Genomic DNA, 23,826 nt, shown 5'->3' on the forward strand with positions numbered 1-23,826 from the left:
TGGTGTATGAAAAAATATACAACTTTTTTGCATAATGTGGTCATCTTTGTATTTTAAAGTCGAAAAACACTAAGAAGAGAACGCTATCATTTTGTTATTCTAAGTACGAACCAAAAGAAGGAGGTATTTTGATGAAGAATCCAATTAACGTTTTTTCTGAAATTGGAAAACTGAACACCGTAATGCTACACAGACCAGGAAAGGAATTAGAGAATTTAATGCCCGATTACCTGGAATCACTTCTTTTTGATGATATTCCGTTTTTGGAACAAGCGCAAAAAGAACATGACTTTTTTGCAGAAACACTGAGGTTAAAAGGAGTGAATGTTCTTTATTTAGAAGATTTAGCAGCAGAGTCACTAGCTGATGCAGCAATCAAAGAACAGTTTGTTAGAGAATATCTAAGCGAAGCCGATATAAAAGAAGAACGAACTAAACAGTTTATACAAGAACGGCTTTTAAGCATTTCAGATGGCAGAGAATTGATCGATAAGACCATGGCGGGGATTCAAAAGTCAGAGCTGTCGTCACTAGAACGAACAAGCTTGTCAGATCTGGCTGATTCTCATTATCCATTCATTATCGATCCGATGCCTAATTTGTACTTTACTCGTGACCCATTTGCAACGATTGGTCATGGTGTTTCATTGAATCGCATGTACTCTGTGACGAGACGACGGGAAACGTTGTACGGAAAATACATTTTTGCTCATCATCCAATGTTCAAAAATTCACAGTTGCCAATGGTTTATAGTCGAGATGAAAATACTCGGATCGAAGGTGGAGATGAGTTGATTCTTTCGAAAAAATTGATTGCTGTAGGAATTTCTCAAAGGACAGATGTTACTTCGATTGAAAAATTAGCAAGAAATATTTTTGAGAAGGAGTTAGGATTTGAACGAGTTTTAGCATTTGATATCGGGGAACAACGTAAATTCATGCATCTTGATACTGTATTTACAATGGTAGACTATGACAAATTCACAATTCATCCAGAAATTGAAGGAAACTTAACGATCTATTCGATCTCTCAAGGAACAGACGGTTTGCAGATTTTACAGGAAACAGATACTTTAGCGCATATTTTATGTAAATATCTAGAATTAGATCATGTGTCATTGATTCGTTGTGGTGGCGGCAACCCAACGGCAGCAGCCCGTGAGCAATGGAATGATGGGTCAAATACACTGGCGATTGCGCCAGGTGAAGTCGTTGTTTATGATCGTAATACAATTACCAATCAAAAATTAGAAGAAGCCGGCGTTAAATTAAATTATATCCCAGGCAGTGAACTTGTTCGTGGACGAGGTGGTCCACGTTGTATGAGTATGCCGTTTGATCGAGCAGAAATTTAAAAAGAACTTTGTTATCTAGTTCCACAGGCTAGTCTCTCGGAAAAAAGATAAAATCTGTGTGTGACCAAAAGCGTCACAAACATATTATCGTATTTTTCAGTCGAGCCTAAACGAGCCAGTTACACTTTTATCATCTAGTTTCACAGGCTAGTCTCTCGGAAAAAAGATAAAATCTGCGTGTAACCAAAAGCGTCACAAACATATTATCGTATTTTTCAGTCGAGTCTGAACGAGCCAATTACACTTTTAACATTATCTAGCTGCACTAATCAATCCTTATGAAAATAGTCAAATTAACAGTGAAACAAAGAACACTTCAATGTTAATTTCCTGATTTTCTACGGGATTAATCGATTTGTTACACTTTTGAATTTAGGAGGAAATTTATTATGACAGATTCAGTATTTCAAGGACGTAGTTTATTAGCAGAAAAGGATTTTACAAAAGACGAATTAAATTACTTGATTGATTTTTCTATCCATTTAAAAAAATTAAAAAAACAAGGTATCCCACATCACTATCTTGAAGGAAAAAATATCGCATTACTTTTTGAAAAAACATCAACTCGGACACGTTCGGCATTTACAACTGCTTCGATCGATTTGGGTGCTCATCCGGAATTTCTCGGGAAAAATGATATTCAATTGGGTAAAAAGGAATCGGTTGAAGACACAGCTAAGGTATTAGGAAGTATGTTTGACGGCATTGAATTTAGAGGTTTTAGTCAACAAGTGGTTGAAGACTTGGCAAAATACTCTGGTGTTCCTGTATGGAACGGTTTAACAGATGAATGGCATCCAACTCAAATGATTGCCGATTATATGACAATTAAAGAAAATTTCGGTACGCTTGAAGATGTAACTCTTGTCTACGTTGGTGATGGACGTAATAACATGGCGAATAGTTTGTTAGTAACAGGTGCAATTTTAGGGGTAAATGTCAGAATCTGTGCGCCAGAATCTCTATTTCCAGAAGAATCTGTAGTAGCTTATGCAAAAAAATTCGCAGCAGAATCAGGTAGCAAAATCATGATTACAGATGACGTGGAACAAGGAGTCAAAAATGCCAATGTTCTTTATACAGACGTATGGGTTTCAATGGGTGAAGAAGATAAATTTGAAGAACGTGTTAGGTTATTGAAAGATTACCAAATCAATATGGACATGGTCAAAAAAACAGGTAACATAGATGGAAAATTGATCGTCCTTCATTGCTTGCCGGCTTTTCATGATGCGACAACAGAATATGGGCAAATGGTCAAAGAAAAATTTGGTATTAGTGAAATGGAAATTACAGATGAAGTCTTTAGAAGTAAATATGGACGTCAATTCGAAGAAGCTGAAAATAGGATGCACTCAATCAAAGCAATTATGGCAGCAACCTTAGGGAACCTTTTTATTCCGAAAGTCTAAATAGAAAACTGATTAGAATGAATAAAAAGGAAGAAGGGATTTTATGAAAAAGCCGACAGTTGTGATCGCTTTAGGTGGAAATGCCATTTTATCGACAGATGCAAGCTCCCAGGCGCAACAAAAAGCTTTGGTTTATACAGCGAAAAAGTTAGTTAAATTAATTGAAAAAGGGTATCAACTAGTCATTTCTCATGGAAACGGGCCTCAAGTTGGTAACTTGCTGATCCAGCAACAGGCCACAGACTCAAAAGAAAATCCAGCAATGCCGCTAGACACTTGTGTTGCTATGACCCAAGGAAGTATTGGTTATTGGTTAGAAAATGCATTGGCTAAAGAGCTGAACAACGCTGATATAAAACAGCAAATCGCGACAATTGTCACACAAGTAGTTGTTTCAGAAAATGATCCAGCATTTGATCACCCAACCAAACCAATTGGTCCATTTTTAACTAAAGAACAAGCTCAAGACATTATGGATAAAACAAACACGATATATAAAGAAGATGCTGGCCGTGGTTGGCGTAAAGTCGTTCCAAGTCCGAAACCATTATCGATCCAAGAACACCAAGTGATCAAGACTTTGGTCAAAAATGATATCATTACGATTTGTGGCGGTGGTGGAGGAATACCTGTCACAGGCAGCGATTTAACTGGTGTAGAAGCTGTCATTGATAAAGATTTTTCTTCAGAAAAAATAGCCGAATTAACGGATGCAGATCTATTTGTTATTTTGACTGGTGTTGAAAATGTTGCCATCAATTATGGTAAAGAAAACGAAAAACAGTTGAAACAAGTCAACGTGAAAGAGTTAGAAGAATATATAAGACAAGGACATTTTGAACCTGGAAGTATGCTTCCTAAAGTAGAAGCTGCAATTCAATATGTAAAAGCCAAACCTACTAATAAAGCGATTATCACTTCTCTCGAAAAATTAAGTGATTTTGGCGAGCAAGAAGTGGGAACGAAAGTTGTCTTTGACTGATTAAACACCGTCTTCTTTGAAACGTTAGCGAAGAAAATTGACTAAGTTGGAGTTGAAGAAAATGACAGTATTGCAAGAGAATGACTCATTAAAAGGATGTCCTTATTTTTCAGATTTAAGTGAAGAAGAATCGACAGTCATCCAGAAAAATTCATATTGTAGAGCATACAAAAAAGGCCAAGTTCTTTTTGATGCTGGTGATGAAAGAAACCGTATGTTTATTTTAAAAAAGGGGCTTGTGAAATTTGAAAAAATCGATCAAACCGGCACACTTTTCTATTTGAACTTTGTTAAAGACAGCGCGGTGTTTCCATTAACTGGACTTTTTACTGACGAAAACTATCATTTTTCAGCTATCGCCATGACAGATATTGAAGTGTGTTATCTCTCAACGAAAATTTTTGAAAAAGTGATACAGGGAAATAATCAGCAGTTGCTGTTTTATTTTAATCAAGTGTCTTTGACCTTAAAAAAACATGTGCTTAAAATTGAAAGCTGTATAACATCAAGTGCTTCTCAGCGTGTGAAAAACACCTTAGCAATTTTGATGCATGAACTAGGTGAAAGAAACTATTTCAATCAGGTGGTCGTACCGTATCCGATTTTAATGAATGATATTTCTCATAGTAGCGGTACAACAAGAGAAACAGCCAGCCTTGTGATAAAGAAACTGGTTAAAAAAAAGAAAATCCAGTATCTGCATAAAGAATTGATCTTTTTTGATCCAGCATATTTTTCTTTGGATCATGATTAGTATTTTCCTGTATTTTTCCTCTTAATTTGAAATTAAAAAAAATTTGAAAGGAAAAGTATGATTTTTATACAGAAAAAATAATGGAAAAAAAAGAGCAGAAAAAACGGAAAAAATCCTTATCTTCATTTAGTATTTTATTTATTATCATTATTGCTTTAACGACCATTTCCTGGTTTTTAGCTGGACAATCCTTTACACCTACAATTCCATCTGGTGGAACAAAACCTGTGGATCATGTAGTAGCAGCAAAACTTCAGGATTTGATAATGTCTCCTTTTAACGGATTCAAAGATGCGATTGAAATTTGTGTATTTATTTTAGTTTTAGGTGGATTTCTAAATATTATCACTCGAACAGGTGCACTAGAGGCAGGTATTCAGCACGTTGTTAGGAAATTAAAGGGCAACGAGTTAATCATTATTCCTATTTTAATGGTCTTATTTTCTATCGGCGGGTCGACTTATGGAATGGCAGAAGAAACATTACCTTTTTATGCACTGATCACAGCGACGATGGTTGCTGCAGGCTTTGATACCCTAGTGGCCGTAGGAACAGTCTTGTTAGGATCGGGTTCTGGCGTGATCGGTTCAACAGTTAATCCATTTGCAACAGGTGTCGCTATGGATGCTTTAAAAAGCATTGATATCAAACCGAATACAGGAATCATCTTAATTATAGGCTTGATTTTATGGGTTACCACAACTGCATTCTCGATTTTTTATATGATGAAATATGCAAAAAAAGTGAAAGCAGATAAAGGATCAACGTTACTATCTTTGCAGGAACAAGAGGATATGCAGACGTATTTTGCTCAAGATGAGAATAAAGGGTTAGCATTTACGAAAAAGCATAAAATCATATTGACCATTTTTTCTTTTGGTTTTCTTATTATGGTTATTTCCTTGATTCCTTGGGAGTCTTTTGGCGTTCATATTTTCAATGGCTGGACGTCCTCTCTTACAGGAAATAGCTTTGGTCATTGGTATTTTGGGGATCTTGCTATGTGGTTTTTCTTGATGAGTCTGATTATTGCGATTGTCTATGGTTTATCCGAAAAACAAACGATCCGAACCTTTATTGATGGTGTAAAAGATATTTTGTCTGTGGTATTGATTATTGTTGTCGCTAGAGGAGCATCTATTTTAATGGCAACCACTCATTTGGATTTATTTATATTAGATAAATCAGCTTCCGCTCTTCAAGGGTTATCTCCCATTTTATTCGTTATAGGGGCTTATATCTTATATCTGTTACTTTCTTTCTTGATTCCTTCAACTTCTGGTTTAGCATATGTTTCTATTCCGGTAATGGGCGGACTTGCTCACACTATTGGTTTAAGTCCAGACGTTATGGTGATGATTTTCACAGCTGGGTGCGGAATCATAAATTTAATTACACCAACATCTGGTGTGGTGATGGGTGGCTTAGAGATCTCCAAAATCGATTACTCAACATGGACTAAATTTATGGTAAAACCAATTATTGTAATTAGTATTATGAATCTTTTAGTATTGATTGCCGCTATGTTGATGTTATAGTCTATAAAACTAGGACGTGTGAAAATGAATAAAGAAGAACGTCAAAAAATCATTAGAAAACTTATCACACAAAATACAATTGAAACACAAGATGAATTATTAGATTTACTAAGGAAAAATGGAGTAAAAGCTACGCAATCAACGATTTCTAGAGACGCTAGAGAATTATATATTGTAAAGACTTACCAAGAAAATGGAAAAATTAAGTACAGTATTATAGATCAAGACTTGCAGAAAAATAGTGAGAAAAAATTGCGTGAATCTTTACAAGAATCTTTGAAAAAAATAGAATCCGTAGGCTTTATTGTCTTGATTCATACGGAAAATGGGCTGGCTGATGTGATCACTAATTATATAGATGAAGTGAACTATAAAGAAATAGCTGGAACTATTGCAGGAAGTGATACAATCATTATCATCACACATTCAGATAAAGTGGCCCAAAACTTTGTTAGGAAAATTGAAATGCTTTATAGAAGTTAGTGAAGGAACGAAAAATGTCAACTATTTATCCGCATCAAGGGAAGATAAATGGTTGGCGTTTTTTTTGATCTTATTAGATTTAAACACTAGGATAAATCTAAAGTGTCTAAAGCAATAGAAGAACTCAAAGAAGTACCTAAATATTTGATAGCTATAGAGAAAGAAGGTTTTTCTTCACTAACTTCAAGTTATATGGATGACTTTTAGATAAATTATCAGATTTTAAAAGTGCATCAAATGCATTCTCTGTAAGCTTTGGAGGAGAGGAAGAATCATTGATTGATGCTATGAAGCAAATCTCAAATGAATATTCAGAGTTAATTGGTGTTTATAATAAGATTTGATTGCATGAACGTGGATTCTATAGTAAACTGAACAAGTCTGAAAAATCAATACCTTAACAAATAACTATCCTTATCCCATCTCATTCGAGGTGGGATTTTAACATTTAAGGCAAAAAGAGTTAAATGAGTATTTTCTCATAATTAGATATAAATGTATACTTTCATTAAATAACATCGTATAATAATAAATGTAGTATAATTGTAATTTAAATTAATAGGTCATTTCATTCGTAAGGGTGTTTTAATTCCTCTTTTTTTTATCACAAAGGTATTGCAAAAATTAATCGTGCTAAGAGCACTAGGAGGAACACATTTATGAATACAGGTACAGTGAAATGGTTTAACGCAGACAAAGGTTTTGGTTTTATTACTCAAGATAACGGAACAGATTTATTCGCTCACTTTTCAGCAATCCAAGGTGACGGATTCAAATCTTTAGACGAAGGCCAAAACGTATCATTTGATATCGAAGAAGGTCAACGTGGACCACAAGCAGTAAACATCGTAAAAAACTAATTTAGACTTTTCAAAACGATTCGATTTTTATCGAGTCGTTTTTTTTATGTTAAAATTGACTAACTGTTCGTATAGACGTCATCTTGGGATATATTAAAAAAAATTGAAATAAATTGATAGAAAAATAAAATAGAGTATATTATTTGCAAAATCTTTGTTTGCCTAGTATTATGTAAATATACCAACAACAACCCTTTTTATTTTTTCATTTTACTCTTATTAGAGTAAAACTCCTTTTCCCATCTTCTAACGAAGGTGGGATTTTTGTTTATTACGATTTTTTTTTATCAAAAAATAATTTTAAATCAAATGTTTTTATATGCTTTAATTCTATTTTCGTTTATTTTGCAAACGTTTTAAACGATTTTTTTAAAACAATATTGAATAATCGAGGGATATTACTTGATATTAATAAAAAAAGATAGTAATATACGTATATACCAACAACAACCCTTTTTATTTTTTCATTTTACTCTTTAGAGTAAAACTCCTTTTCCCATCTTCTAACGAAGGTGGGATTTTTTTGATTTTTTTTTCATTTTTATAGTAAAAAAATAAAATAAAAGAGACTTGGATATAACTCATAGAGCTACATTCAAGCCTCTTTTATTTTATCCGATCATAACACTTTCATCTGGGTATTTAAATTTTGCTTGTTGCTTTTGACCTTGCGTCAATAGTGAAAATCCAACAGTATAGATGCCAACACGTCCAATATACATTAACAACATGATGATTACTTTTCCGATACCTGTCAGCTCTGGTGTTAGTCCCATAGTTAAACCTACTGTGCCGAATGCAGAGAATACTTCAAACGCCACATACTCTATACCAGAGGATTCTGGAATATTTTCAGTGATCGTCAACAGCATGATTGAAAGTACGCATAAAGTCAGTGTAATAAAGAATAAAGTCAATGCGCGAAAAACGGTGCTATTTCGGATCGTTCTGCCTTGGAATTCAGCTCGTGTCCGACCTTTAAAGATCGAAACGATTTGAATCACTAATACAGCAAAAGTTGTGGTTTTTAAACCACCCGCAGTAGAGCCAGATGTTCCGCCAACATACATCAAAAATATAGTTGTGATTAGTCCAGCGTTAGTCATCTGCATGTAATCAATCGAATAGTAACCCGCTGTTCTTGGTGTGACCGACATAAAAAAAGTATTCGCTAATCGATCAAAAAAATTAGTACCAGTCGTTAAATTGTTTGCATTGTGCTCTGTTAAGAAAAAAATGATAAACCCGCCGACCAACAACGAAATAGTTGTGATCAATGCAATTTTTGTATGGAGAGAAAATTTCCGTTTCTCTTTAAAACGCAATAAATCTTGCCAAACAATAAAACCAAGACCGCCAGAAATAATTAGAAAACCAACAACCAATAAAACATAAGGCTTTGACTGATAGTGCATTAAACTATCGCCTAATAAATCAAAACCGGCATTACAAAAACTGGATATCGAATGAAACAGCCCGAAAAATAGTCCTTTTTTCCAACCGAATTCAGGAACGAACTCAAAGGAAAGTAAAATAGCGCCAGCTAACTGAATGATTGCAGCTAATTTAACAACATACATCATTAAACGAAATGCTCCAGACATATCATCTAAATTAAGTGCCTCTCTTAGTAAAATTCGAGTACTAAGTGTAATCTTTTTACGAAGAATAAAATACAAAAGCACAGGCATTGTCATAAAACCTAAACCACCGATTTCAATTAAAATCATAATGACCAATTGCCCATAGGCATTCCAATGAAGTGCTGTATTTAACGTAGTCAAACCAGTTACGCAAACAGCTGAAACAGCTGTAAACAACGCATCGATAAATGGTGTCGCTGTACCACTACGTGAGAAAATCGGCAAGGTCAACAATGATCCGCCACTAAAAATCAATAGGATAAAACCAAATGCCAAAATTTGTACTGCAGATAAACGTTTTTTTAGTTTGAGAGCAACTTTATTTTTTTTCATCATTTCTCCGTTAAAAATGCTGTTATTAGACAGTATTTTTCATTTGTATTTGATAAATCCAAGTGTACCATTTTATGAAATAAATTCCAGTAATTTGAGAAATAGAGTTTTCGAGGAGTGAAGGCGAGAAAAAATTTTTTTGTTTTTAAAAAGAAAACGCTTGTAAAAATTCAAATAATAAAGTATTATACAAATACAATATAATTGTATATACAAGTTAAACGGAGAGGAGCAAAGGAAATGGGTAAGTTTCAAGAAGATGCGAAAAAACTGTTAGACAACGTAGGAGGGAAAGAAAATATTGCGGCGGTCTCACATTGTGCAACACGAATGCGTTTTGTACTTAATGATCCAGCTAAAGCGGACACTGCGGCAATTGAGAAGATTCCTTCTGTAAAAGGAACATTTACCAATGCAGGACAGTTTCAAGTCATTATAGGAAATGAGGTACCGCAATTTTATAATGAGTTTTCTGCTATTTCAGGACTTGAAGGCGTTTCCAAAGAACAAGGGAAAGCAGCTGCAAAGCAAAATCTTAACCCAGTTCAACGAGCAATTTCAGTTTTAGCTGAGATTTTTACCCCATTGATTCCTGCATTAGTTATTGGGGGATTGATTCTAGGATTCCGCAATGTATTGGAAGGGATTCCATTTGGATTTTTGGATGGACAGAAAATTGTTGAAGTCTCACAATTTTGGAGTGGTGTAAACTCATTTTTATGGTTGATCGGTGAAGCTATTTTCCAATTCTTACCAGTAGGAATTACTTGGAGTATTACTAAAAAAATGGGAACGACTCAAATATTAGGGATTGTTTTAGGGATTACATTAGTGTCACCGCAATTATTAAATGCTTATTCTGTAGCGAGTACAGCAGCAGCTGATATTCCATTTTGGGACTTTGGGTTTGCTCATGTAAATATGATTGGTTACCAAGCCCAAGTTATTCCAGCGATGCTAGCAGGATTTTTACTTGCTTATTTAGAAATATTTTTCAGAAAAGTTATACCGCAAGCTGTTTCTATGATTTTTGTTCCATTATTCGCTTTAGTGCCAACTGTTATAGCCGCTCATGTGATCTTAGGGCCAATTGGTTGGGCTATTGGTAGTTGGATTTCAGATATTGTGAATGCTGGACTAACCTCTTCATTTAATTGGTTGTTCGGTGCGGTCTTTGGTTTCATGTATGCGCCATTAGTTATTACTGGACTTCATCATATGACAAATGCAATCGATCTACAATTAATCGCTGATTTTCACTCAACGAACTTGTGGCCGATGATTGCTCTATCAAATATTGCTCAAGGCTCTGCCGTCTTAGCCGTTGTCTTTATGCATAGAGGAAATAAAGATGAAGAACAAGTATCGATTCCAGCCATGATTTCTTGTTACTTAGGAGTTACGGAACCAGCAATGTTTGGGATCAATTTGAAGTATATCTATCCTTTCGTTGCAGGGATGATCGGCTCTGCTTGTGCTGGCTTATTTTCTACATTATTCGATGTAAAAGCTATCAGTATCGGTGTTGGAGGACTGCCTGGAATCTTGTCAATCGTTCCTCAGTATTATCTAGCATTTTTCGGAGCAATGTTGATCGCAGTTGTCGTACCATTTGTTTTGACTTATATTTTTAGAGTGAAAGGTATTTTCAATAAACTTGATCCTGTAGATGAAGCCACAGGTAAATTGTTTGTAGAGGAAAACTAATCACAAGAAAAATTTGACTATTATGTTCAAGTATTAAAAACATGCTAAGCTTTAGCAGAGAAAGTCATTGATGAATGAGTTTCCCGCTGGACTTAGTATGTTTTTTCTATAGATAGCATGGGAAGCGAAACCAAGTAAATATTTTCCACTCAACTTTAGCCATCTGGATGTGTACAATTACTAGGTTTTAACGAGTGTATTCCGTTTTTTTGTCAATAAAATAGTTGGCTTTTTTGTTTCTTTCGGGTAGACTAAATAGGGCTTAAGAAAAGGGAGAATGACAGATGGATATTTATTTAAAAAGTGCAATTTTACACATTATTGATCGTGAAACTGGGACTCCAGTATTTTCAGCGAAAGAACTTGATTTAACTACAGAATACATTCGGGTTTACTTAACGAGCAAAATTACAAAGCTTTCAACCGCGCAAACTAAAACGGGAATTTTAGCAGAAGAAAGCTCGTTTGTAGATAAAATGCGTGGAATTCCTAATGATTTTATACAAAAAAGCCAACAATTGGCTCAACATTGGTATGATGTCTATTCTGGTAGTGAAGATGCGCCGAGCGCAGATGTTCTTTTTGTCTTGTATGAACTGGATACAGTGATGCATTTAGCGATGATCAAATTGAATTACAAAGAAAGTTATACGCATTACGTGGACTATGAAGATGACGCGGTCTACAATAAGCTGATCATCAATCGAGCAATTTTGCCATCAAAATCACAAAAACCAGATGAAGGAATGACAGTAAATCTAGATACGTTAGCATATGAGCTACTAGAAAAACGTTATGAATTTTCTGGAGAAAAAGTTTGGTACTTTTCAGAGAAAGTGATCGAATCACAACCTGCGCCTTCTATAGAAGAAAATATGAAAGAAATCAAAAAAGCAGTGAAACGAATCGGCAAAAAGTTTAATGAAGATGAATTTGAGCTGATTGCTTCTGTGAAAGAAGCGGTTTATGAAAGTATTGAAGAAACTGGAACGATCGATAACGAACAAGTTGCTGAATTGGTTTTTAAAGAAAATGTTTCAGCGAGAATGGCTTATCAAGAAGAAGTCAACGAATCAAAATTTGTAGATAAAACGCCGCCTGTTAGAGAAGCAAGAGAAATATCTGAAAAAAAATTCGGGAAACAAAAGTTGAAAATGAGTAATGGAATAGAATTGATCGTCCCAATCGAAGTTTATCGAAACGGTGATTTGATCGAGTTTGTGAATAATCCAGATGGAACTGTTTCCATCGTTTTGAAAAATATCGAAAAAATCAGTAACCAACTGTAAAAAAAGAGAAGACAAAAGTACTATTTCCGAAGAAATGACTTTTGTCTTCACCGTTTATTCGTATCTAGAGCCCAGGAAAAAACTGATTTTTAGTTTTGTCTTTGGCTCATTTTTTCATATTTTTCTAGGATTGATCTAGCAATTTTTTTAGAGCTTTTTTTGGAACTTTTTTTTCTGGGACTTCTTCCCAACTAATCACACCTTTTCGAGGATTCACTTTTAATTTTAGGTATGCATTGATACGTAATGGTTTGTTTCTGATTTCTCTTAGCGTCTGTACATTTTTTTCGCCGTCTTTATTAAAGGCAGTTTGCTTATAGTCATATTCTATGTATTTTTCACCGTTTGTGAATTTACCCGTTACCACTTTTCCTGGTGTGATAATACGAGTATAATAGTCTTTTCCGCCGTAGTAGTAATCATAACCAAACCAGACACCAAAAGTTAATAGTATGAATGGTAGAATAAAAAATAGTGTTTTTTTCAATGAATTCACTCCTTAGATGTAGTATGCCTTTTTTTTAGTAAGGATACCATTGAAATGACTTAAAATAATGTGACAATTTTGTTAGTGAGTCGTCGATAGAGTTCATAAATTAATCAAGGTATAGTTACACTTTTTTTAGAAACTCATGATACAATATAGAAAAGAATAGGGGGAATGAAAAAATGATGCCTTTTTATGGTATATTTGATCCAACTTATATATTAGTCATTGTAGGTTTATTGATATCGATGGCTGCATCAGCTTACGTAAATAGTACGTTTAAAAAATACGATAAAATCCAAAGTCGAAATAATGTGACAGGTACCAAAGCAGCTCAATTTATTTTGCAAAAAGAGCAAATAAATAATGTTGGTGTTCAGCAAATTGCTGGCGATTTGACTGATAATTACAATTCAGGAACTAAGATATTAAGTTTATCTGAAGCCACAGCTCAATCAACATCTGTTGCTGCAATTGGCGTAGCGGCACATGAATGTGGGCATGCGGTGCAAGATCATACTGGATATAGCCCATTAAAAATTCGTGCGGCAATTGTTCCAGTAGCGAACTTCGGGTCTGCATTGTCATTTCCAATTATTTTGGTTGGTGTATTGCTTAGTTGGAATCAAACGTTGATTAATATTGGAATCTTAGCTTTTTCATTGGCATTACTTTTCCAATTAGTTACTTTACCAGTGGAATTTAACGCATCAAGAAGAGCGTTGAAAATTTTGTCAGAAGGAAATATTTTGACTGAAGAAGAAGTTCCAATGGCTAGAAAAGTTTTATTTGCGGCGGCATTGACCTATGTGGCGGCAGCCCTGGCAACATTTTTACAGCTACTTCGTCTGGTTATTTTATTTGGTGGAAACAATCGTAGGGATTAAAAACTACGCATGACTTTGTTTTATTACCTCAATTTTTAAGAGTGTGGTATCATTAAGTATAGATAGTAAGAAGGAGCTGACAAGAATGAAAACATCAACAAAAATCAGTATTGGTTTAAGTATTGCTGCGGTAGCCGGTGTATCGGTTGCAGTGATTGCATCTGAGAAAATCGTCAAAAAAGTGTATCATGTATCAAATCGTTTTAAAGCGAAAAAATTTGTGAACGATAAATTTGGCGGCAATGAAAAATTGCTTGGAATTGTAGATGATTTATCTGATGATGAGCTTGATTCTATGATGAACGTTTTAGGCAAAGTCAAAGATGGTAGAAAAAAAATCTCTTCTTACGGTGAATCTTTAAAAGACAATACAGAAAACTTGAAAGATCGTTTAGTCAGTTTTGTCGAAGAGATGATGTAAAAAATAAGATTTAGAGTAAGTGTGGGACAAGACTGATTTTTTAGTTTTGTCCCACACTTTCTTGTTTTTTATTTTGTGATCAATAAATAACAAAAAACAAGATCATCCATCCGTTTTAACGAAAGTGATGTTTGCTCGTAAAATTTTTCTAATCGATAATGTAAGGTATTACGATGCATGTATAAATCTTTGGCTGTTGAACTAATATTGCCTTGATTACGCCAAAGAGCAAGAATGATTTGTTGGATTTCGTTTGTTAAAATGAGCTGTTTTTCAAAAGTTTGAATAATCGAACTTTTGGCCATCGCATCTTTTGTGAAATAATGTAACGCAACATCACTTAAGGCAAAAGTTGATTGTCCACGAAGATTTTCTGCTTCTAATTTAAAAATCTGTTGCTCTTCTTGAAATAGTGTAGACAAGTGCTCATTAGCTGGAAAAAAATTACCTACATAGACAAGAGTCGAAGAGTCGAAATCAGCATCTAAGGTTAAAAATATGCTTTGTAGTTCCTCTAAGGTATAATGGTTTTTGCCATACTGTTCAATTAAAGCGCCATCATTTTCGCTGATAAAAAAGAAATCTGCAAGGTTAGGGAACATTTCTTTGATGCTATTTTCCCATTCGAGTTGTAAAAAAGCTTTTGGTTTTTTGATTTTAAATTGCATTACACGAAAAGTTCCATCTATTTCTATAGCAGTTTGATCAAATAGGTAGCCGAACCAAGGATGTTTTTTTTGATTAACTAAGTATGATTTTGACGGGAATAATTTTTCAAGCAATCGAATTTCGGTTTCCTGTAATGATTCTCTGTCAAGGATAAAGTATTTTCCGTCAATCAGTAATGAAAGGTCATTATTTTTTGCTTTTGTTTGCTGGATTTTTCCAGTAGGATATAATTCAACTAATTCTTCAATAGTCATAGACACACCTCACCGATTTATTGTACCATAAATGAGGTGTAAACGTTTAATGATTACAATAAATGAGAGGCGGAAATTGCTTGAACGAAAAGACGAGCAGTCTAACAATAGAAGAAAAAGAAAAGTTTATGATGGAGGCCATCAGAGAAGCTAAAAAAGCTGAGTCCATGAAAGAAGTACCAATTGGAGCCATTGTTGTATTAGATGGCAAAATCATAGGTCGTGGGCATAATTTTAGAGAAGAAAGTCAGGATGCTACAGCTCATGCTGAAATGTTTGCAATCAAACAAGCCTGCGATGTAGTGGACAATTGGCGTTTAGAGCGTGCGCAAATGTTTGTTACGCTAGAACCGTGTCCGATGTGTAGCGGAGCTATGATCCTCTCTAGAGTCGATGAAGTGTATTATGGAGCAAAAGATCCAAAAGGTGGAACTGCGGGTACTTTGATGAATTTATTAGAAGATGAACGATTCAACCATGTTGCTTATGTAGAGTCAGGTATTTTAGAGGAAGAATGCGGGAAATTATTGTCAAATTTCTTTAGAAAACTACGAGAAAAAAAGAAACTTTTAAAAAATCAACAGAAAGACTAGCCAAGCATCAAAAAATGCGGTATACTAAATCTTGCCGAAAGGCTAGGACAATGGTGGGCTTACGAAGCGTGTCAGATCCGGAAGGAAGCAGCACTAAGTAGGTGCCGCCATGTGTCTGAATTAAATATGATTATATCAAGGCTGAGAAGCCTTTTTTATTTTGTGTAAGTTAAAAATAATTGTGAGTGACAAGCAAATTGAGTTTTATAAATAAAAACATCTAGGCGGTCGTCAGATTCATGGCGACTGCCTAGATGTTTAAGCATGAACTTCAAATTTTATTTTAAGTTGATTGTTTTTTCTCCAAGTTTTTTCCCAGCTATTCCTTGAGTGGCTTTTAAAAGGACAGGTGTTTCTGTATCATCTAAGTCATAAGAAATGATTGCTTTCGCTATACCTTTAGGATTGATATCGTCTAATTCATGTTCAGTGTAGGGGATAAATTTTTCATCTTGAGGAGTCATGCCAATTGTTAATTTGTTGGTTGTATTTTCAGTGTCCTGAGTTAGTCCCATACAAGCGATCCAAATAGTCGATGCAGAAATTGGTTCATCACTATTATTTGTTACTTCGTAGGTGATCGCAAGTTGAGGTTTTTTTCTAAACAGATTTTCATCAGCGGGTAAAACCTCAGTAGATAATATTTTAAGTGTAGCCATATTTATTTTTAAGGTATCCTTTTTAAAATAGGTACTGTCTTGAATTTTTTTAGAATCCGAAATATTTTCAGATTTTTTAGAGCCATTATTTCCCGCACAAGCAACCAAGGTTAGACTGCATAATGTTGCTACTCCCAAACATAGAATTTTTTTCATTCTTATTTCCTCACTTTATAAATTTATCTCATGACAAAAGGTCTACTCAACCTAGTAGAGCATTTCATTATATACTACCTTGTGTATTAATAAATAACAAGATGGTTTTTACTGAAATGTGACTAATTTACAAAATAATTGTGGTTGAAAGTGCTTTCGATATAATTTTACTATTTATTTTTGGTAGGTATAAAAAAACACTGTAGTTAAAAACTAGGAATATTTAAACGATTGAATGATGAAATCCTAGCTTAAGGTATAACGCATGAACAGATTTTCATTAGTTAATTAAAAAAATCCCCATTCAAAAGAGGAGTCTGGCTACTCTTTTGAATGGAGATTTTATTGTGTAGTTTAAAAACTGCGACCGCCGCCACCAAATGATCCGCCGCCAGATGAGTGAGTGCTGCTTCCGCCGCCACCACCACCGCTTGAATTATTTTTTGGGATGCGACGAGTAGTAACGAACGAATTGACTAAAATATCATTTCGTCGAGTTAAATTAAGGCTAGATTTTTCTCTAAACGGGTACTTATAAGTACCAAATTTTAACTGGTATTTTGAAATACTAACAGCAAAGAAAATGCCACTTAAAATGCTCGCCGCTATAAAAGCAATAATAATTTCTGTTGTAGTTAAAGATTTATAACGAGTTATTTTTCCAGTTTCAGTATCTACACGGTAATGTCCGCCCGGAACACCTTGATCAAAATAATAACTTGTCTTTTCTAGGAAACTTTGAGCAGCTAGGAAATAATTTCCTGCTACCATATCAGGTTCAATAGCATCTAACGTTTGATCAATTCTTTTATCAGTCAGATAATCGATCATATTTCCAGATGTGGAAATAATGAACTTTCTTTGGTTCATGTCCAGATAAAAGGTAATGCCGTTGTTGTTTTTTCCAATACGATCAAGCATGTAATAATCCGCAAATCTAGTGGAATCCATATTGTTATCGTTATTCGTCACGATAAAAACACGAGCTTTCGCCTTAGCTTCAATCGGTGCGATTGAATTTTTCAGCTGAGAGATTTCCTCTGAGGTGAAAAGGGCAGCCTGATCATCAACTGAATCTTCTGCAGCGCGTACATTTAAAGAAAAGCCAAATAGTAGAAAAATAAAGGCAAACAAACTAAAACTGATTTTTCTCATATAAACCAGCCTCCGATCAGGAAAATAGCTAAAATTGAAGCAAAAACACCAAATGTGAATAAACCTAATCGTTTATAGCTTATAGGTAAAATACCGCTAACTTTGCCTGTTTGTCCATTCATAGCATAGTAATAAACCTTTTTTGATTGCTCGTTACTACGATAAGTCACTACCCAAATCGGTAGTAGCATATAATGATTTTTTTCGCTATCAAAAGAAATATCTGTTCGTAATTTTGTCAGAGTAGTGTAGCCAGAAGCTGTGTCTCTTAGCAAAGATTCGGAATAATCTTTTAGCTCATCTTGTATTGCTTTTTGGATCGTTTCATATTCAATATCACGTTTTTCTGCTTGAAATCCTGCTAAATATTGACTTTTAAACGAAACAGCTTTATCTAATAAAAAGGGCTGGACTGTTTCGACCATTTTTTGTTGTACATTTTTAGATAGAGCATTTTTGATCAATTCTTTAAATGAAATTTTTCCTTGACGTTCAATGTCGAATTGCTTTGTTTCAGTATATTCAACATCACCGACACGCCAGATCCGGATCGCAGTCCCCATTCCGTTCATTTGTCCGTCAACCTCAGCATCGACAACCCAATAGGGGAAGTAGACACCTGTCATTTTATCGATCTGTTCTTTATTGAAAAAGTCTTTTGGAATAAACCATTTTTTCTTAGTCCAAGCTAAAAACTTTTCAACCGCTTCTTCTTTTTCTATTGCAAAAGGTAGGACTTTTTCAGGCAGAAAGTTGCCGCTTAGACGTCCAGATAAAACAACTGGATTGTGACAGTAATAACAATACGTAGCAGCAGTAGTCGCTTCAGTGACGATTTGTGCGCCGCAACTTGGACAATTAAATAATTCCATTGCGCCTTCCAAAGTATCTTCAGCCATTTCATCAGTGCCAGTTGCTTCTTTAAATGCAGTTTTTTCCTCATTTGTCATTTCGTCAACTTGTGATTCAGCTGTAAAAGTCAGTTCTGGTTCAGGTGTTTGAGTAGAATTAGTTTCTAAGTGTGCTTCTCTTTGACCTTTTTCATAAGCGGTGACTTCATCTTCTGTATAGACACTTAAACAGTATTCACAATGGAACTTTTGATCTTTGGGATCAAATAATAAAGGACCGCCGCAGTTTGGGCATTTGTGTGTAAATGTATCTGTCATGATTGTTCCTTTCTTCGGTAAAATTAGACTCATGTTTTAAGTCTTCAATTCTTGAAGCTTTAGCTCTAAGAAATTGATAGGATATTAGATAGAAAAAGGGCAGGACACGGTCGCCCAGCCCTAATCTCTTTGCTTATAAAGGAATTCCTTGGAACGGTTTACCACAATGTGGACAGAATTTTGGAATGCCGTTTGATAAATCAACGACTTCGCTACATTCGCTACACTTCATTTCTAATTTTGGTTTTTCATCTGTAGGTTTAGGTGTCCCGCAATTAGAACAGAATTTACCGTTATTTTCAGTTCCGCATTGTGGACAAGTCCAAGTATCAGTTGATCCTTGAGCATTTTGTTGGTTTTGTTTTTCTTGCATCTGTTGCTGATTGGTCTGAGAGGCTTGAGCAAAATAGTTACCGCTAGTATTCATGCCCATACCAACGCCCATAAAACCGTTCATAGCGCCACCTTGATTACTTCCGGCAGCTTCCATTCCACGAGCCATTGCACCTTGGACATAGCCTTCACGAACACTAGCATCGCTAAGCATAGCGCCTTGGTTACGCATATTGATCAATTTTGTAGAGTCATCTGTATATGAAATGCTGGCTACAGCTACAGAAACGATTTCCATACCGCGTAGCTCACGCCATTCATTATCTAACACTTGGCCCATATATTTACTTAATTCCAAACTTTTAGATGGGACATAAGAAATACGTTCACCGTCTGCTGACATTTTATTGATTGCAGATTGCAATGCTGTTAAGAATTCTGCTAAATATTGTTCGTTGATGTCATTGATATCAACTTGCGTTTTGTTCCTAGGAATAGCATTTGAAAAGAATAATAAAGGATCAGTGATTTTGATTGAATAGTTTCCGTGAGCGCGTAAAAACAGTTCTGCATTGTAAAAATTATCAAAATAATTGATTGGCGAAGATGTGCCGAATTTGATGCCTTTGATTTCTTGTAAGTTAATATAAAAAACTTGTTGTTTTTGAGGGGTTACACCGCCAAATTTAAAGCGGTCGAATGTTTCTGAAATGGCGTCTTTTAGTGAACCATTAAAAGCAGAAGGGGCAGAATCATTTTCAACTGTGTAATAGCCTTCTTCCGCAGTATAGTCAATTATTTTTCCACCATCGACTAAAATCATCATCATATTTGGATAAACGTGAATAACAGAACCGTCTGTCAAAACATCTTCTGTACCTTTACGATTAGAGCCGCGTTTATCATTTTTTCGGACAAAAACACCATTTGTCATGACTGTCGTGTCACCCATATTATTAGGCTCAATAACTTCGAGCCACTGATCAGCTAATCCGCCGCCAATTGTACTTGTTGCCGCTTTTATAATTCCCATTTATAATTCCTCCCAAAAAGTAGTATGTAAAAATAGTATACCATAGGTAGTTGTGAGAAAAATACTACTAAAGACTGATTATGAAACGAAAATACAAAGAGCGGAATATCTACTATGAAGCTGATTATTTATATTTTTGATAAAAGCCACATTTTTCTAACGTAGTTTTCGAAGGATAGGGTATAATAGACGAAAAGACATTGAATTATAGAGTTGGGGGATTGGAAAGTGGAAAGAAAAGATAGAAAAAAGTCGAAAAAACCAATGATTATAGCTGTTAGCGGCATCGTAGTAATTGCTGCTGGTATTGGAGGGTATTTTACCTATGCTTCATGGCAGAAAAATCAGGAGTTAAAAAAGGTCGAAAAAGCTGCAACTGTTTTTTTAGAGCATCTTTCAAAACAAGATTTTGAACAATTTCCTGAATTACTAAGTGAATCATCTATAAAGCAAAGCGGCTATGACAAGCCAAAAGTTGTCGAAAAGTATCAAACAATTTTTTCCGGTATTCAAGCACAGGGAATCAAAAGCAAAGAGATGAAAGTCACTGAGGGAGAGAACAATACATTTACCTTCTCATACAAGCTCGAAATGACTACTCCATTGGGGAATTTAAAAGATCTCTCATATAAAACAACGATCAAAAAAGATGATGGAAACTACAGAATAGATTGGAATCCTAGCTTGATTTTCCCAGGAATGTCAGGGCAAGATAAAGTTTCGATTGGTGTAGATGCAGCTGTCAGAGGTCAAATTGTAGATCGTAATAATGAAGGCTTAGCGGTCAATCAAGCATTTGATCAAGTGGGGATCGTTCCTGGAAAACTTGGAGAAGGCCAAGATAAAACAAATAACATCAAAGCGTTCAGTGATCAATTCAAAGTTTCCGTAGAAGATATTGAACAAAAGCTCAAACAAACTTGGGTGAAACCAGACTCGTTTGTTCCATTGAAAGTCTCTTTTGATCCAGTTACAACCTTGCCTCAAGGTGCGGCGTCTCAAGATAAAACCGTTCGTTACTATCCATTAAAAGAAGCGGCTGCACAATTAGTCGGTTATGTCGGCACGATTACCGCTGAAGATATCGAAAAAGATCCAACCTTGAGCAGTTCCGGCGTTATTGGAAAAGTTGGTTTGGAGCAAGCGTACGATAAAGAATTACGAGGACAAGATGGCGGGAATATCACCATTACAGATGAACAGGGGAACGCAAAAAGTTTACTTCAAAAAGTAGATAAAAAAGATGGCGAAACCATTCAGTTAACGGTAGATAAAAATGTACAATCACAAGCCTACAATATTTTTAATAATCGTCCAGGTAGTGCAGTGATCATGAATCCTCAGCAAGGAGATTTATTAGCAGCAGCTAGTTCACCGTCATTTGATCCAAATAAAATGGCAAATGGTATTTCACAAGTGGACTATGATGCCTATGCGAATAACGAAAATTTACCATTTACAGCGAGATTTGCAACGGGGTATGCACCTGGTTCCACGTTTAAAACGATTACTGGGGGAATTGGTTTAGATGCAGGTACATTGAAACCTGACGAAGAAATTGCTATCAATGGATTGAAGTGGCAAAAAGACGCCTCATGGGGAGATTATTTTGTAACTCGTGTAAAAGAAGCTAGTCCAGTCAATTTACGTACGGCGCTAGTAAATTCTGACAATATTTATTTTGCAGAACAAACCTTACGTATGGGTGAAGAGGCATTTAGAAAAGGTTTAGACAAATTTATTTTCGGTGAAAAATTAGACTTGTCAATTCCAATGAATCCAGCACAACTTTCAAATGAAAAGAAATTTAATTCAGAAATTTTATTAGCGGATACAGGTTACGGACAAGGGCAGTTATTAGTAACACCGATTCAACAAGCAACAATGTATACTGTATTCCAAAATGAAGGTAAACTTGTTTATCCTAAAATTGAGCTAAACAAAGAAATAAAAACTAAAGACAATGTGATTAGTTCAAATGCAGCAAATACAATTGTGACAGATTTACTTGGCAGTGTGGAAGATGAAACTGGGTATGTCCATAACATGTATAATCCCGACTTTTCGTTAGCTGCAAAAACAGGTACAGCTGAAATCAAAGACAAACAAGATACGGTTGGAAAAGAAAATAGTTTCCTTTTAGCGATGGATCGAAGTAATAATAAGTTTTCCGCAATGATTATGGTGGAAGATTCACGAAAAAATGATGCCGCAACAGATATCAGTAAACCATTGATTGATTATCTAGAGGCGAATATCAAGTAAATAAAGAGTGGGATAAAAGTGCAGTGTGTGGCTTTTGTCCTTCTTTGCTCCGTATTTAGCGAACCCTTTTTTTACGAGGGAATAAAAATATGCTACAATAAACCAACTACATGAAGAAAGAAAGGAATTTTTTTGTGCGGATATTAGCGATAGATACCTCTAACCAGACATTGACAGTTGCTGTTTGCGAAGAGAAAAAGATAATAGGACAATATACAATCACGGTAAAAAGAAACCATAGCCTGACGTTGATGCCGGCAATCACTCAGTTAGTGAAAGATGTTGGATTGGCTCCAAAAGACATCGATCGAATTGTGGTAGCTCAAGGACCAGGTTCTTATACAGGCTTAAGAATAGGAGTAACTACAGCAAAAACACTTGCTTATACTTTAAAAAAAGAATTAGTTGGTATTTCTAGTCTAAAAGCTTTGGCAGCAAATTGTGTCACGATTAAAGGACCGATCATTCCTATATTTGATGCAAGAAGAAATAATGTTTACACAGGTATTTATGAATACACAGAAGGTACTTTGACAACTGTAATGGCTGATCGTCACATTGCTATGGATGAGTGGTTAGAACAGTTAAAAAAATATACAGAGGTTTACTTTGTTGGAGAAGATGTTGAAAAGTTCCGTTCACAAATAGAGTCTGTATTACCTACTGCTAAAATCAATGAAATACCGCAATGGCAAATTCCAAATGGAGCATCTCTTGCAGAGCTTGGTAGGCTTGCAGAAGCAGAGTCGGACGTCCATCACTTTTTGCCTAATTATTTAAAACGAGTAGAGGCAGAAGAAAATTGGCTGAAAGATCATACACCTGAGGTAGAAAATTATGTTGAGAAAATTTAATCTTTTTCATAGCATTCTAGGTATTTTTTTTAAGAATCGTCCATACGATGAAAAAATAGTAGCAATCTCAGAGCAAGAGTATTTTGTTCGTGCAATCGTGTTTGATGACATCAAAGATTTGCTTTCGATTGAAAGGGAGGTCTACGCTGGAGAATTGCCATGGACTAAAACAGCTTTTTTGGTAGAGCTTCAATCATCAGATCCTCATCTATACTTGCTTATTCAAAAAGACGGACAGACGATTGGCTTTATAGGCTGTCGTATTTTTGGTAAAGATGCTCATATTACAAATGTTGCTGTTTCAACGAAGCATCAGGGAAATGGAATCGGCAGTTTTTTAATTAGAGAAATTCAGCAGTTTGCAAAAGTGAATAATTGTGAAACGATTTCTTTAGAAGTTCGATTAAGTAACAAAAATGCCCAACGTGTGTATCGGCAACTTGGCTTTGTCTCAAATACAATCAAACCCGAATATTATACAGAAGATAAAGAAGACGCGTTGGAGATGATTTTATATTTAAAAGAAGAGTGAATC

22 protein-coding genes and 1 other RNA gene are annotated in these 23,826 nt (G+C 35.2%); 16 read left to right on the forward strand and 7 right to left on the reverse strand.

From position 1 onward, the window contains the following. The first annotated feature begins 131 nt into the window (after positions 1-131). From arcA to JZO69_RS05020, 7 genes are all read left to right on the forward strand, one after another. Positions 132-1,355 carry an arginine deiminase gene (arcA, locus tag JZO69_RS04990; RefSeq protein ID WP_207111786.1) on the forward strand — a complete coding sequence of 408 codons (1,224 nt, stop codon included), beginning with the start codon at positions 132-134 and terminating at the stop codon, positions 1,353-1,355. A 389-nt stretch (positions 1,356-1,744) separates the two neighbouring features. After that, positions 1,745-2,767 carry an ornithine carbamoyltransferase gene (gene argF / locus JZO69_RS04995; protein ID WP_207111787.1) on the forward strand — a complete coding sequence of 341 codons (1,023 nt, stop codon included), beginning with the start codon at positions 1,745-1,747 and terminating at the stop codon, positions 2,765-2,767. A 43-nt stretch (positions 2,768-2,810) separates the two neighbouring features. Then, positions 2,811-3,749, forward strand: a complete 939-nt coding sequence (gene arcC, locus JZO69_RS05000) for a carbamate kinase (protein ID WP_207111788.1) — start codon at positions 2,811-2,813, stop codon at positions 3,747-3,749. 61 nt (positions 3,750-3,810) lie between these two features. Then, the gene (locus tag JZO69_RS05005; RefSeq protein WP_207111789.1) at positions 3,811-4,503 is read left to right on the forward strand and encodes a Crp/Fnr family transcriptional regulator; all 693 of its coding nucleotides are present in this window, start codon (positions 3,811-3,813) and stop codon (positions 4,501-4,503) included. Between the two features lie 77 nt (positions 4,504-4,580). Further along, positions 4,581-6,041 (forward strand): AbgT family transporter, encoded by a 1,461-nt coding sequence (locus tag JZO69_RS05010; protein ID WP_207111858.1) that lies wholly within the window; start codon positions 4,581-4,583, stop codon positions 6,039-6,041. Between the two features lie 24 nt (positions 6,042-6,065). Beyond that, positions 6,066-6,524 carry an arginine repressor gene (gene argR / locus JZO69_RS05015; RefSeq protein ID WP_207111790.1) on the forward strand — a complete coding sequence of 153 codons (459 nt, stop codon included), beginning with the start codon at positions 6,066-6,068 and terminating at the stop codon, positions 6,522-6,524. A 659-nt stretch (positions 6,525-7,183) separates the two neighbouring features. Continuing rightward, positions 7,184-7,384, forward strand: coding sequence for a cold-shock protein (locus tag JZO69_RS05020; RefSeq protein WP_207111791.1), 201 nt, complete (start codon positions 7,184-7,186; stop codon positions 7,382-7,384). A 611-nt stretch (positions 7,385-7,995) separates the two neighbouring features. Here JZO69_RS05020 and JZO69_RS05025 read toward each other — a convergent pair. Beyond that, on the reverse strand, positions 7,996-9,363 hold the full coding sequence (locus JZO69_RS05025; protein WP_207111792.1) for a TrkH family potassium uptake protein: 1,368 nt from the start codon (positions 9,361-9,363) through the stop codon (positions 7,996-7,998). 237 nt (positions 9,364-9,600) lie between these two features. On the opposite strand from JZO69_RS05025, the gene treP reads away from it, so the two are divergent. After that, positions 9,601-11,067 (forward strand): PTS system trehalose-specific EIIBC component, encoded by a 1,467-nt coding sequence (treP, locus tag JZO69_RS05030; RefSeq protein WP_207111793.1) that lies wholly within the window; start codon positions 9,601-9,603, stop codon positions 11,065-11,067. Positions 11,068-11,351: 284 nt separating this feature from the next. After that, positions 11,352-12,356: a nucleoid-associated protein gene (locus JZO69_RS05035; RefSeq protein ID WP_207111794.1), complete on the forward strand. Its 1,005-nt coding sequence runs from the start codon at positions 11,352-11,354 to the stop codon at positions 12,354-12,356. 124 nt (positions 12,357-12,480) lie between these two features. Here JZO69_RS05035 and JZO69_RS05040 read toward each other — a convergent pair whose 3' ends face one another. Further along, positions 12,481-12,843 (reverse strand): YxeA family protein, encoded by a 363-nt coding sequence (locus JZO69_RS05040; protein ID WP_207111795.1) that lies wholly within the window; start codon positions 12,841-12,843, stop codon positions 12,481-12,483. Between the two features lie 182 nt (positions 12,844-13,025). On the opposite strand from JZO69_RS05040, the gene JZO69_RS05045 reads away from it, so the two are divergent. Together JZO69_RS05045 and JZO69_RS05050 are read left to right on the forward strand one after the other, a co-directional pair. Further along, complete coding sequence (locus tag JZO69_RS05045; RefSeq protein ID WP_207111796.1) at positions 13,026-13,730, forward strand: zinc metallopeptidase; 705 nt, start codon at positions 13,026-13,028, stop codon at positions 13,728-13,730. An 85-nt stretch (positions 13,731-13,815) separates the two neighbouring features. After that, positions 13,816-14,151 (forward strand): hypothetical protein, encoded by a 336-nt coding sequence (locus tag JZO69_RS05050; RefSeq protein ID WP_010761101.1) that lies wholly within the window; start codon positions 13,816-13,818, stop codon positions 14,149-14,151. A gap of 68 nt (positions 14,152-14,219) precedes the next feature. On the opposite strand, the gene JZO69_RS05055 is transcribed toward JZO69_RS05050, so the two are convergent. Further along, positions 14,220-15,074 (reverse strand): helix-turn-helix domain-containing protein, encoded by an 855-nt coding sequence (locus JZO69_RS05055; protein ID WP_207111797.1) that lies wholly within the window; start codon positions 15,072-15,074, stop codon positions 14,220-14,222. 62 nt (positions 15,075-15,136) lie between these two features. On the opposite strand from JZO69_RS05055, the gene tadA reads away from it, so the two are divergent. Together tadA and ffs are read left to right on the forward strand one after the other, a co-directional pair. After that, positions 15,137-15,667 carry a tRNA adenosine(34) deaminase TadA gene (gene tadA / locus JZO69_RS05060; RefSeq protein WP_430733251.1) on the forward strand — a complete coding sequence of 177 codons (531 nt, stop codon included), beginning with the start codon at positions 15,137-15,139 and terminating at the stop codon, positions 15,665-15,667. A gap of 39 nt (positions 15,668-15,706) precedes the next feature. Further along, positions 15,707-15,793, forward strand: an RNA gene (ffs, locus tag JZO69_RS05065) — signal recognition particle sRNA small type. 152 nt (positions 15,794-15,945) lie between these two features. Here ffs and JZO69_RS05070 read toward each other — a convergent pair. From JZO69_RS05070 to JZO69_RS05085, 4 genes are all read right to left on the reverse strand, one after another. Continuing rightward, positions 15,946-16,482: a DUF5067 domain-containing protein gene (locus tag JZO69_RS05070; RefSeq protein WP_207111799.1), complete on the reverse strand. Its 537-nt coding sequence runs from the start codon at positions 16,480-16,482 to the stop codon at positions 15,946-15,948. A gap of 354 nt (positions 16,483-16,836) precedes the next feature. After that, the gene (locus tag JZO69_RS05075; protein ID WP_207111800.1) at positions 16,837-17,637 is read right to left on the reverse strand and encodes a TPM domain-containing protein; all 801 of its coding nucleotides are present in this window, start codon (positions 17,635-17,637) and stop codon (positions 16,837-16,839) included. After that, on the reverse strand, positions 17,634-18,806 hold the full coding sequence (locus JZO69_RS05080) for a TFIIB-type zinc ribbon-containing protein (protein WP_207111859.1): 1,173 nt from the start codon (positions 18,804-18,806) through the stop codon (positions 17,634-17,636). The genes JZO69_RS05075 and JZO69_RS05080 overlap by 4 nt, the downstream gene beginning before the upstream one ends. 133 nt (positions 18,807-18,939) lie before the next feature. After that, on the reverse strand, positions 18,940-20,172 hold the full coding sequence (locus JZO69_RS05085; RefSeq protein ID WP_207111801.1) for an SPFH domain-containing protein: 1,233 nt from the start codon (positions 20,170-20,172) through the stop codon (positions 18,940-18,942). 228 nt (positions 20,173-20,400) lie between these two features. On the opposite strand from JZO69_RS05085, the gene pbp4 reads away from it, so the two are divergent. From pbp4 to rimI, 3 genes are all read left to right on the forward strand, one after another. After that, positions 20,401-22,437 carry a penicillin-binding protein PBP4(5) gene (gene pbp4, locus JZO69_RS05090; protein WP_207111802.1) on the forward strand — a complete coding sequence of 679 codons (2,037 nt, stop codon included), beginning with the start codon at positions 20,401-20,403 and terminating at the stop codon, positions 22,435-22,437. Between the two features lie 134 nt (positions 22,438-22,571). Further along, positions 22,572-23,291, forward strand: coding sequence for a tRNA (adenosine(37)-N6)-threonylcarbamoyltransferase complex dimerization subunit type 1 TsaB (gene tsaB / locus JZO69_RS05095; protein WP_207111803.1), 720 nt, complete (start codon positions 22,572-22,574; stop codon positions 23,289-23,291). Continuing rightward, complete coding sequence (gene rimI / locus JZO69_RS05100; RefSeq protein WP_207111804.1) at positions 23,275-23,823, forward strand: ribosomal protein S18-alanine N-acetyltransferase; 549 nt, start codon at positions 23,275-23,277, stop codon at positions 23,821-23,823. Before tsaB ends, rimI begins: the two co-directional genes overlap by 17 nt. Positions 23,824-23,826 lie beyond the last annotated feature (3 nt).

Origin of the sequence: Candidatus Enterococcus ikei (assembly GCF_017316105.1) — a bacterium.
Taxonomy (GTDB): Bacteria; Bacillota; Bacilli; order Lactobacillales; family Enterococcaceae; genus Enterococcus_L; species Enterococcus_L ikei.